General features: G+C 61.8%; 17 protein-coding genes. 4 read left to right on the plus strand and 13 right to left on the minus strand.

Translation table 11 applies throughout. The features are described 5' to 3' along the window. Nucleotides 1-119: 119 nt before the first annotated feature. From ACQ7JA_RS08740 to ACQ7JA_RS08800, 13 genes are all read right to left on the minus strand, one after another. A complete protein-coding gene (locus ACQ7JA_RS08740; protein ID WP_430896641.1) occupies nucleotides 120-650 on the minus strand; it encodes a hypothetical protein in 531 nt (176 codons plus the stop codon). 1 nt (nucleotide 651) lies between these two features. Then, complete coding sequence (locus ACQ7JA_RS08745; RefSeq protein ID WP_430896643.1) at nucleotides 652-2241, minus strand: sialate O-acetylesterase; 1590 nt, start codon at nucleotides 2239-2241, stop codon at nucleotides 652-654. Continuing rightward, on the minus strand, nucleotides 2241-4001 hold the full coding sequence (locus ACQ7JA_RS08750) for a hypothetical protein (protein ID WP_430896645.1): 1761 nt from the start codon (nucleotides 3999-4001) through the stop codon (nucleotides 2241-2243). The genes ACQ7JA_RS08745 and ACQ7JA_RS08750 overlap by 1 nt, the downstream gene beginning before the upstream one ends. A gap of 17 nt (nucleotides 4002-4018) precedes the next feature. Further along, the gene (locus tag ACQ7JA_RS08755) at nucleotides 4019-5485 is read right to left on the minus strand and encodes a phage portal protein (protein WP_430896647.1); all 1467 of its coding nucleotides are present in this window, start codon (nucleotides 5483-5485) and stop codon (nucleotides 4019-4021) included. Continuing rightward, a complete protein-coding gene (locus ACQ7JA_RS08760; RefSeq protein WP_430896649.1) occupies nucleotides 5485-5697 on the minus strand; it encodes a phage head-tail joining protein in 213 nt (70 codons plus the stop codon). The genes ACQ7JA_RS08755 and ACQ7JA_RS08760 overlap by 1 nt, the downstream gene beginning before the upstream one ends. 50 nt (nucleotides 5698-5747) lie before the next feature. Beyond that, nucleotides 5748-6041 (minus strand): Mor transcription activator family protein, encoded by a 294-nt coding sequence (locus ACQ7JA_RS08765; protein WP_430896651.1) that lies wholly within the window; start codon nucleotides 6039-6041, stop codon nucleotides 5748-5750. Continuing rightward, a complete protein-coding gene (locus ACQ7JA_RS08770) occupies nucleotides 6038-8035 on the minus strand; it encodes a phage terminase large subunit family protein (protein WP_430896653.1) in 1998 nt (665 codons plus the stop codon). The genes ACQ7JA_RS08765 and ACQ7JA_RS08770 overlap by 4 nt, the downstream gene beginning before the upstream one ends. Then, nucleotides 8035-8601, minus strand: a complete 567-nt coding sequence (locus ACQ7JA_RS08775; protein ID WP_430896655.1) for a hypothetical protein — start codon at nucleotides 8599-8601, stop codon at nucleotides 8035-8037. Before ACQ7JA_RS08775 ends, ACQ7JA_RS08770 begins: the two co-directional genes overlap by 1 nt. Before the next feature lie 125 nt (nucleotides 8602-8726). Next, nucleotides 8727-9482, minus strand: a complete 756-nt coding sequence (locus tag ACQ7JA_RS08780; RefSeq protein ID WP_430896657.1) for a hypothetical protein — start codon at nucleotides 9480-9482, stop codon at nucleotides 8727-8729. 255 nt (nucleotides 9483-9737) lie between these two features. Beyond that, complete coding sequence (locus tag ACQ7JA_RS08785) at nucleotides 9738-12188, minus strand: DUF5906 domain-containing protein (RefSeq protein ID WP_430896659.1); 2451 nt, start codon at nucleotides 12186-12188, stop codon at nucleotides 9738-9740. Continuing rightward, a complete protein-coding gene (locus tag ACQ7JA_RS08790; protein WP_430896661.1) occupies nucleotides 12175-12354 on the minus strand; it encodes a hypothetical protein in 180 nt (59 codons plus the stop codon). The genes ACQ7JA_RS08785 and ACQ7JA_RS08790 overlap by 14 nt, the downstream gene beginning before the upstream one ends. Next, on the minus strand, nucleotides 12344-12811 hold the full coding sequence (locus ACQ7JA_RS08795) for a YmfL family putative regulatory protein (RefSeq protein ID WP_430896835.1): 468 nt from the start codon (nucleotides 12809-12811) through the stop codon (nucleotides 12344-12346). Before ACQ7JA_RS08795 ends, ACQ7JA_RS08790 begins: the two co-directional genes overlap by 11 nt. A 174-nt stretch (nucleotides 12812-12985) precedes the next feature. Then, on the minus strand, nucleotides 12986-13237 hold the full coding sequence (locus tag ACQ7JA_RS08800; RefSeq protein ID WP_430896663.1) for a helix-turn-helix domain-containing protein: 252 nt from the start codon (nucleotides 13235-13237) through the stop codon (nucleotides 12986-12988). On the opposite strand from ACQ7JA_RS08800, the gene ACQ7JA_RS08805 reads away from it, so the two are divergent. The 4 genes from ACQ7JA_RS08805 (at nucleotide 13236) to ACQ7JA_RS08820 (ending at nucleotide 15606) form a co-directional block, all read left to right on the plus strand. Then, nucleotides 13236-14033, plus strand: a complete 798-nt coding sequence (locus ACQ7JA_RS08805; protein WP_430896665.1) for an XRE family transcriptional regulator — start codon at nucleotides 13236-13238, stop codon at nucleotides 14031-14033. The two genes, ACQ7JA_RS08800 and ACQ7JA_RS08805, sit on opposite strands and share 2 nt — an antisense overlap. Before the next feature lie 25 nt (nucleotides 14034-14058). Beyond that, nucleotides 14059-14430: a hypothetical protein gene (locus ACQ7JA_RS08810; RefSeq protein ID WP_430896667.1), complete on the plus strand. Its 372-nt coding sequence runs from the start codon at nucleotides 14059-14061 to the stop codon at nucleotides 14428-14430. A 289-nt stretch (nucleotides 14431-14719) separates the two neighbouring features. Beyond that, nucleotides 14720-15319, plus strand: a complete 600-nt coding sequence (locus tag ACQ7JA_RS08815) for a hypothetical protein (protein WP_430896669.1) — start codon at nucleotides 14720-14722, stop codon at nucleotides 15317-15319. 101 nt (nucleotides 15320-15420) lie between these two features. Continuing rightward, a complete protein-coding gene (locus ACQ7JA_RS08820; RefSeq protein WP_430896671.1) occupies nucleotides 15421-15606 on the plus strand; it encodes a hypothetical protein in 186 nt (61 codons plus the stop codon). Nucleotides 15607-15618: the final 12 nt, after the last annotated feature.

Below are 15618 nucleotides of genomic sequence, written 5' to 3' on the forward strand. Positions count from 1 at the left end.
ATCGGCCGCCTCACCCGGCGGTCGATCGCGCTCGATGCTCGCAGGGCCGGACGCCTCTGCTACCTTGCTTGCTTCAACCAGCTGTTGCAATACAGCTGGGTTATCGGCAATGTTTATCATCACGTATCCAGTCTGTTGAAATGGGTCGTCTTGTCGAATCGTTCGCCGTTGGCACAGCGTACCCGCGCCGTCCAGAACCATTGGGCGGGCAGATCACCCTCGATTCCGCCGAGGAACACCACAATGAAGGTGCGCTGCACACCCGCAACTGTCGCCGTCTGAATGGTGGGCTCGGACAGTTGGGTAACACCGCCGAGCAAGATCGCCAACTGCTCCCGGACTGGGGTGGTGTTGCGCGCGGCCAGCTCGTCGGTGATGTCGGCCGCGTAGTAGCTCTCTTCATCGGGATCGCGGTCCGTCTTCCACAGATCACCGACTTTGTAGGGAATTTTTGCGCTCATCTGGTTAAACCTCACTCTTAGTCCACTGCTTTCAAAGATCACTACCCGGCTGCGGCTAGCTTCGAACACGACGATGCGCTCCGCGGCCACCAGCGCGATGTCGATCCCGCCGCCAGGTTTGGGCGGCGTGCCGATCTCGTCCGGGAATTCGCCCAGGGCAAGCTCGCCGATTGCTGCAAATCCGAGCATGTCAGCTCCCTGTGATGGTGATAGCCGGGCACGGCTGCAACGGACAGCCGACCGTGCTCAGCGCGAACGTCGCCGTGATGCTGGAGCCGTGGTAGTACGCGTTGTCGTAGACGATCGATGCCTCGACCGCCGGGACCCGCGAATTCGTAGGGTCCGCATGGAAAGGCGCGTTGGTTTGCGCGAAGTCCATCGTCAGCACGCCGGTCGGTGCCGAAGCAAGCCTCAGCCGGATCGTGGTAGCGTTGATGATGCTGCTTGAGGTGTAGGCCAGCGGCACCCCGTTGTCGAAGAATCGGAAACCTGCCAGCGCAGACCCGTTGCCGCCCGCGCCGTCGGACAACGCCGTACCTCCGGTGTGCGCGATCGTCACGTCGACATCGAGGCCGGCGCGCGCGGCGCCCGCAATCCGAGGCCCGGCGGCGGTCTTGCCAATGCCCAGGGCAGCCAGCGCAGATTTCGCGTGGCGTCGCCCGCTGATGCTGTAGCTGGACTTGTGCAGGTGCACCGCGTCGCCCGTGTACAGGTCGCAGCCGGTGGCCGCGAGGAATGCGCCAGGCGTTTCGTTGGCATAGCGGATTTGCGCACGCCGGATTGCCGGAACCTGTGTTTCAGTGCCGTCTGTGTACTGGCTGTCTGAAATGGCCGCCAGGGCCACGACGCCGAGCTTGATGTCCTGCCCAAAGGCTGTTTTCAGGCGGCTGTGCAGCGTGCCAAGACTGCCGAAGTATGCCCCTTCGCTGGTTGCGGAGTCCGCATTGGCTTCGCCCTGATACCACATAGCCAAACCGCAACTCCCACCAACCTCATTCACCGCAGCGATGGCGGTTTGCAGGTGGCCGCCTGGCGCAAGCCAGCTTTCAATGGCGGTGCCGCCAACAGCGCGCTGAATGATCAGGACGGGGACATTCCTCCCTTGGGACAGTAGGTTGGCAAAGAACACATACCCGTCGCCGCGTGATCCGGCGCCGCTCCAGTTGCTGCCGTAACCACCGGTGCCGGAAAACAGCGTGTTCGGCGGCTTCTGGTCGGCGTAGGTGCCGAGGCGCCGCAGCACCTTAGTTTTAGCGGTCCCAACCAGCACGTATTCGACGGCGCGCGGGTCGCCACTTGGGTACTTGTCGGGGGTCTCCGGGCTATTCTCGGCGTTGGATTGACCGATCCACAGGACGACCTCGCCCACGCCCCAACGGTTCGCACCAGTCGCCGTGATGCCGGTTTTGATCGCGTCGCGGGCCTGCCACACGTACCAGCCGCCCTCGGGAATCTGCGCTGGGCCGCTGCCGGTCTTCGCGCTGACGTCGGTAGCAATCGGCGTCCAGGCGGTTGCCTTGCTTGCGTCCAGGGTGCCATCCAGAGCGATGGGCACGGCGCGGACCTCGAGCAGCGTAACGTCGCCAGTGAACGTCGCGCCTGCGGTCACGATCTTGCTGCCGTTGACGTGCTGGTGCACGGTGAAGTTCACCGGCTCGGCCAAGGTGATCGTGCCGCTGCCCGGGATTTCCGGGTCCGGTGGCAGGGTGCTCGCCACAGCGCGCGCCAGGAGCTTGGCGCCGAGCCGTAGCGCTCTGCCTTTGCTGGTCAGGATCGACATTAGCCGGTTGCCTCGATATATGCTGGGATGAACTCGCCGTTACCGTCTTTCGGCATGAGGCAAACGGCCGGTGCATCTCCGATTTTCAGTTTGTAGAACAGCGGCCCCGAACGTACGCCCGCCGGCTTCTGCCACAGGAGGACCTGGATCATGTTCCACGCGGGCGCGGTGGCAGCGGTCAGTGGCGCCAAGCCGTTTTTCTTACCGCCGCCAGCGTTGTTTTCTGCAGCGGCAATGATCGTCTCCGCACCCGTTGCGGTGGTGTCCCAGCCACCCAGCGGAGTGCTTGGAGGCGTCGGCGTGATGTCGTAATAAGTGCCGGTAAAGTAGTCGCTACCGCTGTAGTACATATCGCTGCCACTGGCCGTTCCGGTCGACGGCAGGATGGTCGTCTTCGGCGCGGTGTTGCTGCGCGGCGCGTACTGGTAGAGCGGCGTGCTCACGACTGCCGAGTTGACACCGTTGACGCGGTGTACGACGTGCATGTAGAGCGTCGTTCCGGCAATGCCCGCCAGATTGATGCGCTGCGTACCCGCTGCAGTCACGGGTTGCGCAGTGCTGGACGCTGCGACAGTGGTGTCGGACTCGCTCGCGTTCGCGCTCAGGAGGATACGCAACTCGCCGGACGAGACGTCGGTATTAACGTTGGCGACGCCAGTCGCCGCACCGGTCGCGCGAACGGCGCCAGCTTTCGAAAGCGTTGGCGTGGTCGGCTGAGCGGCGCTTGTGGTCACGGTCGCGGTCAGCACGTTCGAGATATTGCCGGCGGCGTCGTGCGCGCGCACGCGCAGATCATCCGTCGTGCTCGCCGGGCGCCCAGTGACGGTGCGACTCGTAACGTTGGCTGCGTGCGCGGTCCAAGTTACGCCGCCGTCGATGCTCGACTCGTAATGGTCGACCCCCACGTTGTCCGTCGCAGTCGGCCAGGTCATGACGTAGCCGCTGCTGTTGACGCTGCTGGTGCTGAGGCTGCCAGCAAGCCAGGTTGGCGACTGCGTATCCGGGGTGCTCGTCGGCTGCGCAGTAGTGACGTTGATCGTGGCCACAGCGGACACGTTGCCCGAGGTGTCAACGGTGCGAATCTGGACGGAATATAGCGTCCCCGCGGTGCGCCCCGTCACGCTGAACGTCGTCGCGCTACCAATGGCCGTCCAGGTGGTGCCGTTCAGGCTCCACTCGCTGCGCGCCACGCCGACGTTGTCGGTGCCAGGCGTAAAGGTCACGTTGAAGGAGGTCTGGGTGACCGTATTCGAAGCGAGGTTGGTAGGCGCACTGGGCACGGTCGTGTCCGCAGGCGCCGAGCTGCCACCGTTGTATGCCTTTTGCACCGCCGCGGTGACGGTGCGCAGGCCTCCGGCCGTATCGAGCGCCAGGAAGCGCACGGCGTCCGCGATGCTGGTTAGTGACTGAAGATCGGTCACCTCAACAGTATCTGCAGCGCTGAGCAACTCTGACAGCCACGTGCCGTCTGGCGTATTGGAGACGGTTGCTCCGCCCAGAAAGATTTCGGGATCACCGAAGTTGGAACTGCGGCGCACTTCGATGCGCGTCAATGTACCTGGGCTCACGATCTCGAACAGGGAGAATTCCCAATTGCCCTGGGTGTCGCGCACTATGAACGTGGTCCGATCTCCTACGGCCAGCTCGTTGTCCGCCATTGCCTGCGTAAGCGTGCGGAACCCGGCGACAGCCGACGTCAGAGTGAGCGTGGCCGTGCTCGTGCTGCTGGTGTTCTGCTTGAGGAGGTCGGCGAATTTCATTTGATCCTTAATTCAAACTAAGTTTTCGGTTCAGCGGACCCTTGCGTTGGCAGATTGCCGCGCTGAAGGAACAGCAACACTTCGAGGATGCCAAGCTCTCGCAGCTTGTCGATGTCGCCCTTCAGCTCGTTGAACACGACATCAGGGTCGTAGCCGCGCTGCCGGAGTTTCTCGCTGATGCTCGCCAGGCCGCCACCGATCTCGGCCAGGTCGGCCTTGACGTCCTGCTCCGGATTCACGTAGTCCCATTTTGGCGGACTGAAATCGACAGACTTGTCGCGCGCCTTGATCTTCCCTGCTAGGAACGCGTGCTCCACGAACGCATCGTGAATCGGCACTAGCAGCTTCGGGATGAGCACGAGCCACTGCATTGACTGCACCGCGCGACGGAAGTCCAGCAGCCGAACGCGCGCGCTACTGAAGTTCGTGTCTTTCATATCCCCGGTCACCATCTCGTACGGCACGTCCATGCCGGTGGCGATGATGTGCAGCTGGAATTTCACGTACTCCACGTAGCCGGGTGCTGCCTTCGGCTCGACGACGGTGAAATTCATCCCGGCAGGCATGCCGAAGATGTTGCCGCCACCCAGCTCACCCAGGTCGCGCACTCCGTTGCCTTGCCCTGCTCCATCGCCGCCCATGCCGGCCGGGTTGTCCATGGCGGTCAGGTCGCCGCTGGCCAGCACGGATAGGCGGGTTTCCAGGTTCTTGCGCGACAACTCCGCATCCTCGTAAAGCTGCAGGTCGCGCACGCGGGTGATGACCGAAGCCAGGCGAGTGAAGCCGCGGCCCTGCCCCGGGCGCTCCGGGTTGAAGAGGTGAATGATGTCCTTGGCCGGCACCCGCTGGCTCTGGGCCCGCCCGCGCGCTACGGTGACATCGCCCGGGTGGCGGTCCCACAGGTAGTAGGCGGCGACGGCGCCGAGCATGTCGTACTCGATGCCGTTGATGATCGCGTTCCCGTTGTGCGTCCCGCTGCGAGCGCTATCGAGCCAGTCGATCTCCAGCAGCTGGAGCTGCAGCGGCACCGGCAGGCCATCTGTCGGGCGCCGGGTGCGCATGCGCACCAGTACCTCGCCGTCCTGCTCCATCGCGAAGTATGCGGCCCTCATCAGGCCGTAGTAGTCGAAGCGGCCATCGGCATCGCATACCTTGGACCATTCCTTGAACAGCTTGTTGATGATGTCCTTGTCTACGCCCGTAGCACGGGGAATGATGCCCGTGCCGACAGTTGCTGTGGCGAGCCCCTTGAGCGCCGCACTGATGTACGGGACGTTCTGCACCAAAGCGCGCGCCTTGACTCGCAGCGTACGCGCGTCCGCCTGGTGGTCGGCATTTGCGCTTGCGCCGGCCCGGCGCGGGCGCCAGGAGTCGCGTGGACTGGCCGCCTCGTATGCGCGCTCCAACTGGCGGCGGGCGAGGTGGCGGCTGATGCCAGCATGCGGACTGACCCAGCCGACGATACGATCGAGGATGTTCGGCATCAATCGCCCCGGTTCGTCGTGAAACGAAAACCGTAGACCCGTGGGCCGCGGTTCTGCATGCCGCCGTTGAGCACTTTGGCGGTGTGCTCCCGGGCGGCGATCATCTGCGCGGTGTTCTGATAGGTGATGCTCCGCCCGTCGAAGACCACCGAAGTGGCACCGGAGGCGATTGCCGCATCAAGGGCGTCGAGATCTGCTTGGGAGATAGCCATGCCACCGAGGGTAGCGGTGATGCTGTCTCAGTTCTCGGAAAACTGAGACGTTATTTCTTGCTTCCCGCTTGCTTGATGATGCGGTACACGGTAGCGCGCCCGATCCCCAGGCGCCGGGCCACCTCCACGGCGTTCCTTCCATCGAACACCCGGAGCACCTCAGCAGTGATACGCTCACGCTCGGCCACCGAGCGGCGCGGTATGTAGATCTCGATCCCGCTGAACTCGCGCCGCACCTCCTCCTTTAGGACCGCTGTGCGCGACGCCATGTCAGGAAACTCAGTTTCGATGAAGGCGAAGATCGCATCAACCAGGTCGGGATTGTCAAAAACCTCGCTGTTCACCACTGTCTCCCGGCGGGCCGGCGCGGCAGACTGGGTGGTAAGGACGGCTTCGTGGTCGGCTGCCATTGTTCGGCTCTCGTGGTGTTTTCTGGGATTGAGGTGATTTCTGCTGCCTGCTCAACTAACTTGGATTCGCCCGACGTTTCGTCGGGAGCCGGCGGCTGTTCGAACAAGTCCGGCGTATCCGGGTCAACGAAGTCGCGCAACACCTTCCACTGTGCTGCCGTCTTCTTGTGCAGCCCCAGGTAATAGGCGCAGGCCAGGCCGTAGACCATCAGGTCGCCGGCCTCGTTACGGTCGTTCTTCTTCTTTTCCCAGACCCGTATCTTCCTGCCCCGCTTGTACACGCTCACGCAGTACTCGGCGGTGAGCTGCTCGTAATAATCGAGCGCGAGGTTCGCCGGGAAGTGGATTGCGCCCGGGCCATCGACTAGGCGGTACCGCACCGCCAGGTAGTCCTTTGCCGTATCGGTGCCGATCAGCCACAGCTTGGCGCCGTGCGGGATACTTTTACCCTGCCAGTTCACGTCAACCAGCGATGGTTTCGTGGCCAAGATCGGTTTGCCGTAGCGTGACTCCCCCTTGATCGCGTAGACGTGGCGGTGCTGCTTGGTGCGGGTAAAGTTGTACACGTCGTGGGTATTCGAGCCACCCGAGTCGATGAAGGCCGCGGCGATCGACAGCATCCGTCCGCTCACATGCTGGTAGCGGCCGAGCAGCAGCTGGTCGAGCCGGTCCTGCGTGTCCTGATCGGACGGCGAGCCGGACACCACCTGGTAGTCCACGATCCAGCATTCCAGGCCCTCACCCCACGCGATCACCTTCATCTCGAAGCGGTCCGGCTGCGTGTCGACCGTGGCCGTCAGGATCAAGCCGCCCTTCGGCACCGCGCCCAGCTTGTACGCTTCGGCGCGCGCCTGCAGCTCGCTCGCCTTGGTCTGTTCTTTCTTACGCTCCCAGCTGCGGGCCAGGCGCGTGTTGTAGAACGTGATCATCTTCTCTTCGCTGCCCTCGTCCAGCTTGGCCTTGGCCGCCTTGTACTCCTTCAGCAGGCCAGCCCAGGAAAACCAGCCGTAGGGCAGGAACATACCGTTGATGGTGAAGCTGATCGTCTCGCCGTCGCCGGCCACGCCTTCAGTCCAGGCGCCGCGTTCGAACATCTTCGTCTTGTCGGTCTCGTACATGAAGCCGCCGCACTCGATGCAGGGGTACATCGCGCCGGCGGCCTCGTCCTCCTGCAGGCGCTCGAAGACCAGCGTTTGAGGGTGACCACAGTGTACGCAGTCGGCAAGCGCCTCCTGTTGCGTGCCCTTCTGGTACAGCGCCTCGATCGCCGAAGCATCCTTCTCGGTTGGCGAGCTGGGGTAGTAGGACTTGCGGTTGCGCTCATAGGTGGTCTGGCGCGCCTCTGCCAGGGCAACGGTATCGCCCTCACCGTCCACGTTGGCATCGGCGCGGTCGACCTCGTCGTACAGGACGTAGCGGCAGGACAGCTCGGACAGGTTGGCTGCGGCTCCCGATGTGACGATGGTCAGCGCACCACCGGTGTATTCCTTGGTGTCCATCGTGTTGATCGAGTCGCGCGAGCGCGGCACCGCAACGCGCTCGCGCAGCACCGGCACCGCCTCGATGGTCTTGTCGATCCGCTTGCTTGCGCGCTTGGCCAGCTTGCCGGTCGGGAGAATCCACAGGAAGTTCGACGGCGCCTGGGCCACGGTCGAGCCGAACCAGTTTAAACCCACCTGGGTCTTCAGCATCTGCGACGCACCCATCACCACGACGCGCTTGCACGGATGGTGCGGCGACAGCGCGCGCATGACCTGGCGCGCATGGGGCGTCCGGCTGGTGCGGTACTTGCCGTACTCGCTGGCTCCCCCGCTTTTCGGAATGATCATGTGCTGGTCGGCCCATTCGTCTACCGGAAGGTTCGGATCCGGCTGCAGGCCGCGGCCGATTGCAGCGCGCACGACGCTGAAGGCTGGAGCAAGGCGCATCACTCGACCGCCTCGGCGACGTTGACGCCCAGGTCGGACTGCAGCATATGGGCCATACTTTGGAGCAGCGCCTGCAGCTCGCGCTCGATCACGTCCTCGCATGCTTCCGGCTTGTCGAGAGAAGCAACCTCCGCTGCGATCCGGCGCGCGCAGTTGCTCAGCCCATCGCGCAGCCCGCGCGCAACTTCGAACATAGCGGCCTCGACGTCGGCCTTGAGCAGGAACCTCCCGGCCATCTCGGCAAGCTTGATCTCGGCCGCCTCCGCTTCCGCCGCCTCCCTGCGCGCACGGCTCGTATCGTAGCCTGGCACCTTGGCTGGAGACTCCGGACCTCCCGCCCCTCCCGCACCCGCCGTCGCCCCGGGCTGCGCCCCGTTTGCCAGTTGGTCAGGACGGTGCCCGTTCGCACGCTGGCGGGTATTCTTTGCGTACAGATGCGACGCATAGTCCGGGTCGACCTTGCCATCGGTGACCGGGATCTCGCAGCGCTTCACCGCTTCGTATGCGGACTGGCGGGAAATCCCCACGGTCTTGGCCCACTCGGCGATGGTTGTCAGGTTCGGCATGTGTTTCGGTGCGTTGTCAGGATGTTTGTCAGGAAATGTTTTGGGGTCCGGCTAATGCGCTGACGGGGCCTGAATTACCCTTGCCAGCCATACCCCGGGAAGAACCTAACCCGGGGGAGGGGGTGCTACCGGATGCGCGCTCTCCTCAGCGCCTTCTCCGTTTCGGCCTCGAAGTGCAGCGGGAAGCGAGCAGCCACCGTGGCCTCGGCGACCTCATGGAAGCGCAGGCGGGTCTGGTACTGCACCTGCGACACGAAGACGAACACCGGGCGGATCGCTGTGCCATGGCCGAATCGGCGCTTCAGGTACACACCAGGCGGCAGGCCACGGTTCCCGTTCGGCAGTGCGAAGTAGGTCACGCCCTGGCGCGCGATGGTGCGGTTCGAACGCTGGCTGCCCGTGGCGCGGGATTCGTGGCCTGCTCCGCGCTGCACCTTCAGCTGCGACAGGATCTGGGTGATCTGGCTGCGACGGATGTTGCCGTTGGCGTCCAGCTGGGCGCCCGCCGCCGGCACCAGGAACCAGCCGGCAGGCATCAAGCCATTGGCCTGGAGCAGGCGCTCGGCCCCCTTATGGCGGCGGCCACCGCCGAAGATCTGCGGCGACAGGAAGCGGTCGGCAGGCACACCCTTGCCGAACGGATCATCCTTGACCCAGACACGCGCCTCGAGGTTGGTCTTCGTCGCACGCTTCAGGTACGTGCCGTTCACGGCATATGCGGTCGGACGATCGAAGGAGGCGCGCATCTCGTCCTTGATAGCAGCCTGGACGTCCTGGGCGGTGCGGGTCAGCGAAACCGCGGCCACGAACGGCCCTTGCCTGCCCAGCTCGGCGATCCGGTCTGCCATGGCCGGGAAGGTCGTCTTCACACTCATCCGCATACTGCTCTCCTCATTTCGCAGGCTTTGCAGCCCAATCTCTAAACCCTGCAAGTTTGTAACCCGCATGGATACTGACTCTTGGCAGGGTATGCAGGGATGCAGGGTTGTTTTTGATGTGGGCGTCAAAAAAAAGACCCGCATCAGAACCACAGCAATTCGCACCTATGTGCGTAAAACCCTGCAAACCCTACCTACGCTGCTAGAACCCACTGTTCATGCGGGTTTCAGCCTTGCAGGGTTTGTGTCCAACCCTGCTCAACCCTGCAATGCCCGGTCCGCACGAACGTCGCTCAGCTTCCTAAACTTGGCGATCTGCGCCTCCAGGTCTTCCGGATGGTCTGGGTTCTCGACCATGAACACCATCCGCGTCTTCTTGTGCTTGCTCTCGACCGCCACACTCTTCTTGGCCTTGTGCTCCCGACTGGCGATCAGGCCTGAGAACTTGCACAAGGTGAGCGGCTTCTCCCCGCTCTTGTCGCACCACCGCTTGTAGATGATGTAGAGGTCCTCCGACAGGCAGGAGCAGTACGGCGCATCCAGGTAGCCGTCCTTCCACGCCCGGTGGAAGCTCATCCAGCCGGCCAGACCGAACTCGATCACGCGCTCTTTCGCCAGCGTCATCGGCGGCTTGGTGTGCTCATTGAAGTCGTCCAGCGGCAGGTTGAGCAGGAAGTGGTAGAAGGCCTCGATCCCGCCGGCTGCGATCGAGCGCTGCACCTCGGCGTAGAACTGTGGGTCCTGCTTCCGCCTGGCTTCGATCACCATGAAGCGCCGGTCCTCCAGCTCGATCGGGATCGGCTGCGGCTCGTTCGACAGGAAGGCCGAGTTCATGTGGTTGCGCTCGTCCCGCTCTGGCAGGTTCTTCTGGTTGATGCTCATCGTCTTGCCGGTGATCATGTACTTGAGCGTGCCGTTGTGGCTGTACTTGTCATCACGCGACAGGACCTCTTCGAACAGGACGAACAGCTTGCGGCTGCGCCAGGCGGTGAAGGTCGAGTCCAACTGGTGTTGACTGGCCACCGTGCCGTAGTCACCATAGATCGGCAGCATCACGTCCTGGAAGAACAGCGACTTGCCGGTGCCCTGCTTCTCGCCGAACATCAACAGCGCGGTCTGCATCTTGGCGCCCGGGTGCTGGAGGGGATAAGCCAGCCAGCGCAGGATCCACTCGACGCAGTCCTCCACTCGGTCCTCGGCGTCGCACAGCGAAGCAAGGAGCGCGAGGATTGGCTTGATCAACTCGCCGTTCTCCCGCGGCGACAGCGGCCAACCGAGGAAGATGTTCACGTGGCTGACCGGGTCCGCTGTTTGCGTCGGATCGAATACCAGGTTGCGGGCCTCGATCGTCTTGCGCTGAGCATGCTCCTGCCACTTCCCTGTCAGCTCGGCGGTATAGTCGGCGCGCACGGCGCCCAGCGACATAACCTGCTGGCCGATCGCGTCCCAGACGGTCTCGGTGCCACGCAGCAGCGTCAGGTTGTCGAGCATCTCGCCCAGCTTGCCGCCGCCAGCGCCGCCCTCGACGGCCTTTCCTCCGATGAGGGTGGGCAGGGAGTCGCGCAGGATGGTGCGGCGCTTGGGATCTTTCTCCCACGTTGCTGCCAGGTCCTTGCCCACCCAGGCGGCGAAAGCCGACTTCTTCAAGCGCTGCTTCCGCAGGCTGTCCCAGACGTCGGTGGTAGGGTAGATCAGGCTGAAGTGCGACAGCAGCACCTCAAGGGTCGGCACCGCTACCGCGGGCGTGTCGACGACATCAAAAGGTGCGGAAGGTGACGGAACTTCGTCGAGGTAGGCAGGAACCTCCGCGCTCGGCGCGGAGGCTCGTACCGGAGCGGTATAGGATCCCGGCAGCCGCGGTGGCCTCCAGCCTTCATCGATCGCCATCTTGTAGACGGTGGCAGACGTAATACCACCGTCGCCTCCAAAGGATCGCCAGTGCGGTTCGAGGTCTTTGATTCCAGCGTACTTGGAGGAGCGCGAGGACCAATAGTCCCATACGGCCAAGCCGGTTGGACCCAGCGCAGCATAGATGCCCATGCCTACGCGAATCCAGTCGGCGTAGCCGCAATCCGAGCTGATGCAGGCAAGGGCTGACTCCAGCTTGGCACGTTCGTCCGTAGCGGCTGGAGACGGCAGAGAGGCACGGAAAGCGGAGCCGCTCTTGGCCTGCTGGACGGTCAACTGCAGGCGGTTAAGCACACGCGGCTCGATTGCGGCAACGTGACCGGGGGAGCCCGGGAAAGGTGAAGCTGTAAACGTGAAGAACTGTGCGCCGCAGAACACCTCAAGCCCTATGTCATTCGACTTGAAGGTTTTGGTCTCGCCGTTGACGATAATGTGCACGCCTTTTCGGGAAGGCGAGTATTCGGTATAGGAAGCGCAGGCAGAGATAATCTCTGCCGCGCGAGAACCGACTACGCCGTCGTCATCGATACAGCCATCGATATCGATACCGATGAGACCGTCACCAGGGAGGAACGCAAAACCAATTCCGGAATATCCTTGCGTGCAGCGGGCGTGCGCTACCTCAAGAGGAACCAACTCGGCCCGGTCCTCCAGACTTCCCTGCGTACCAGTGCGCCGGCGGCCGGACACGTAGTACGGCATCTTCTTCGGCTTCTTTTCACCTGGTTCGAACTTCCAGACCAGCCACTGTGGGCGCTCGGCCAGCTCGGGCGGAATAGCGCTCACGTCAAGCGTCGCCATTGGCGCCCTCCTGCTTCTGCAGTTCAGCCAGCAAGGCGCGTAGGTGTGCCAGGACGCGCACCTTATCGACTGGCACCTTGTTAGGCGCTGCAAACCGGTCACGGTAGGTACGGCGAACATGCTCGATCACGGCGCGGTCCAGTGTCACGTTCGAATCAGCGGCCATGACCTGGCACTTCTGTTGCGGCCACCGGCTGGCGGCAGTAAATCTGGAACATCAGCGACATCAGCTCGCCAACGATCTTGTGCATTTGCTGGCCGATGTCCTCCAGGCTTGCACGTTCGCGCTCGTCGATTTCGTTATCCTTCACCGCGTCGGTGTAGGTGGCCGACAGAACCCCAAGTTCGGAGTACAGCTCGTGGAATTTGGCATGCAGCTCTTCGCCAGATACGCCCTCAGTCGGCGGCAGCTCAAGGAAGACGCCGCCCGAGGCAGCAGCTACGGCCTGAGCAAAGTGCGTCGTGCCGGCGTAGGCTTGAATGAGCAGCGCCGTGTCAACGCGCATGCCCTGCCCCTTGACCTCGTACACGCGGGCCTCCAGCTGCGACTTCGTCATGCCGAGCGTTGCAGCGGTGCCGTTCCAGCCGTGCACCTTGATCATGTCTTGGTAGGCGGTCAACATTTCCACGGTCTGTCCTTCCATTCCTTGGGTACTGCTTTCGGAATCAGCGCGATAACATTTCTGCATCGAATCAATTCCACCAATAACTAATTTCCTATGAGCAATTCTTTAGCCGAACTTAAATCACCGAAATCTTCTCGCCGGTCCAGATCGAGCTCTTCAGTGATCGTCGTACTACCGCTGCTCCGTGCTGGACGCCGGCGACTTGTCGTCCTTACGGCGGGAACGCTCGGAACCGTCTACCGCAATCACTCGGTCGTGATGAAGCTCAAGCAGTCGCTTGCCGATGGCAAGCGACGGGCGCGCCCCTCGGCTGCCCTTTAGGAAGGCGCTGATGGTTGGCTGACTACAATTCGCCAAGGAAGCAAGTGCCTCTTGGGTCAACCCAGTCGCGATGAGCTCTGCAGTGATTTTTTGGATGTCCATGAACCATTATTACATACGTATTGAAGATGCTCAATACCTTTGTAATGATGTTCCTAATTACAATCGTGATATGAAATCACTTCAAGAGCGGCTGATCTGGGCCAGGGCCAAAAAAGCTGAGCATCTCGGCACAGAATTTACGCAGCAAGATCTCGCATCTCGAGCAGGCGTAACTCAAGGCAGCATCGCGCACTTAGAATCAGGACGCACTAAGACATCCCGCAGCCTTACTAAGATCGCCGCAGCGCTTGGCGTAAGTACAGAGTGGCTCGCAGACGGGAAGGGAGATCCTTACGCTGCTGTCTCTTCTGGAACTGATGCGAACGCTGAAATACCAGGCGCAATGTCCGTTCGAAGAACAGAGGACGGCAGCCGTTTACATACCTCAATACGTAAAGTGAGCGACTTCAAGCTCTCCGCCGGCGTAACTGGATTTCAGTTGGAGTTAGATCACCGCAACGGGGGTATATGGGAACTTCCGACTAGGTGGCTAGAACGCAAGGGATTAAACCCATCTCACCTTGTGGCGATTGAAGTTAAGGGCGAAAGCATGGAGCCCAACCTCTATGAGGGCGATCTCATTGTTGTCAACACGGCGGACGCACGACTTGTAAACGGCGAGGTCTACGCTGTGAATTATGAAGGCGAGGCTGTCGTAAAGAGGATGATCAGAGAAGGTGGTCAGTGGTATCTGTGCTCCGATAATCCAGCTCCGAAGTTCGGGCGCCGGGTTTGTAGGGGCTCGGATTGCATAGTCATTGGACGCGTTGTGCGCCGTGAAACTGATCACGTTTAGTTCTGTACCACTTGTTGGAGAAAGAATGCGCTCACTTGTTCTTCTGTCCTTGTTCACTCTTGCCAGTGCCTCTGCTGCGGTGCCTTCAAAGGCTGATAAAAAGCTGGACGCCGCAAAAGCTTCAGCTGTTCAAGCTTACATTACAAACACCCTCAAAGATCCAGAGTCCGTAAGGTTCCGCAATGTGCGGGTGAAGTGGGAGGCCGTGTGCGGGGAGATGAACGCGAAGAATGGATTTGGCGGCTACGTAGGATTTCGCCGATTCTATGCTATCGATGGGACAGATCTGCATATGGAACCTGACAGATTCGATGAAAATCAGTGGGATCGCTTCTGCGGTCCTAACGCTAAGAAGCCTGAGCAGCCAGCCCCTTACCACGAGAAGTGGATTGAGTAGTCGCTAACCGCCCCCCTCGGTCTCAGCATGCAGCTACTACGGCTGCTGTGCAAGACCACGCAAAATAATATTACGAACGTATTGAACAACTAAAATACGTATGTAATAATGCACTTCATCAACCCGATGGAGTGACCATGCGTACCTTCCAAGTATCCGTCCGAACCGGCACCCAGCTGCACACCTACCCTGCCCTCGCTGCATGCGCAGTCCAGGCTGCTGAAGACGCTGCTGAGCGCTTTGCTGATGTCCCTTGCGGCATCACCGTCACCAGTAGCGAGGTGCAGTGATGCTCTTCCCAACCGTCAGCCGCTACTGCAACGGCATCTACCTCGAAGGACAACAGGTTGCCCTCCAGCTGCATCCGCTGGCGGAGGGAACGATCAGCGTGTCCATTCTGGGACTCCCATCCATCACCGGCTTCGACCGGAGGTGCACGCTGCTAAACGACGCAACACCGTCCTTTACGCCTTCCGAGATCAAGGTCGGCGACACGCGCATCGATTGCTTCGCCGTCGATCGCTTCGTTCCCGCGCTGCGCACCGGTTTTACCCTCGAACTCGAACCGGGGATGGCGCAGGATCTGCGCGCCTGGTTGCCGAAGCTGGCGAATGTCGCCGTGGCGTCGAAAGCGGTCGCTGACGAGTTCACCAAGCACGTACCGCCACCGATCTACCACATGTACGGCGCAATCACTTCCGTGGTGTCGCGGATCGTCCTCGACGGCTGGGCGCCTGATCACTCGGTGGCCTATGAGCGTGAACACGGCATCTGGGCGCGGGAGGAAGAATTTATGGCCCAGTTCGACACGGCCGAGGTGTCGCAGTACCTGAGCACACTTGGCGAGCGAAACTGCGCGGCTGAAAAAGAATTCGCGGTGGCAGGCTGACATGACTTTCTTCGGCGCCTACCGCTACTACCGCTTCACCGGTCTCTCCCGGTTCGAGTCGCTCCGCCGGGCCTACAAGCACAGCATGTACTGGTACTGACATGCAGCGCGTCGCTCCAGACCGGGCCGCCCTTGAAGTCGCACACACGATGTTGCGAACGGCGGAACCACTGGACGACATGCTCCAACACCCCGCCCTCAAATTGATTTTGGAGGCCGTCGCACGCCGGCATATGCAGCGCCGCGCGCGGATCGACGTGAAGATGCTGCAGGCCAACGACAAATAACTATGCCCTACG

The organism is Massilia sp. BKSP1R2A-1, assembly GCF_050586525.1.
Lineage (GTDB): Bacteria > Pseudomonadota > Gammaproteobacteria > Burkholderiales > Burkholderiaceae_D > Telluria.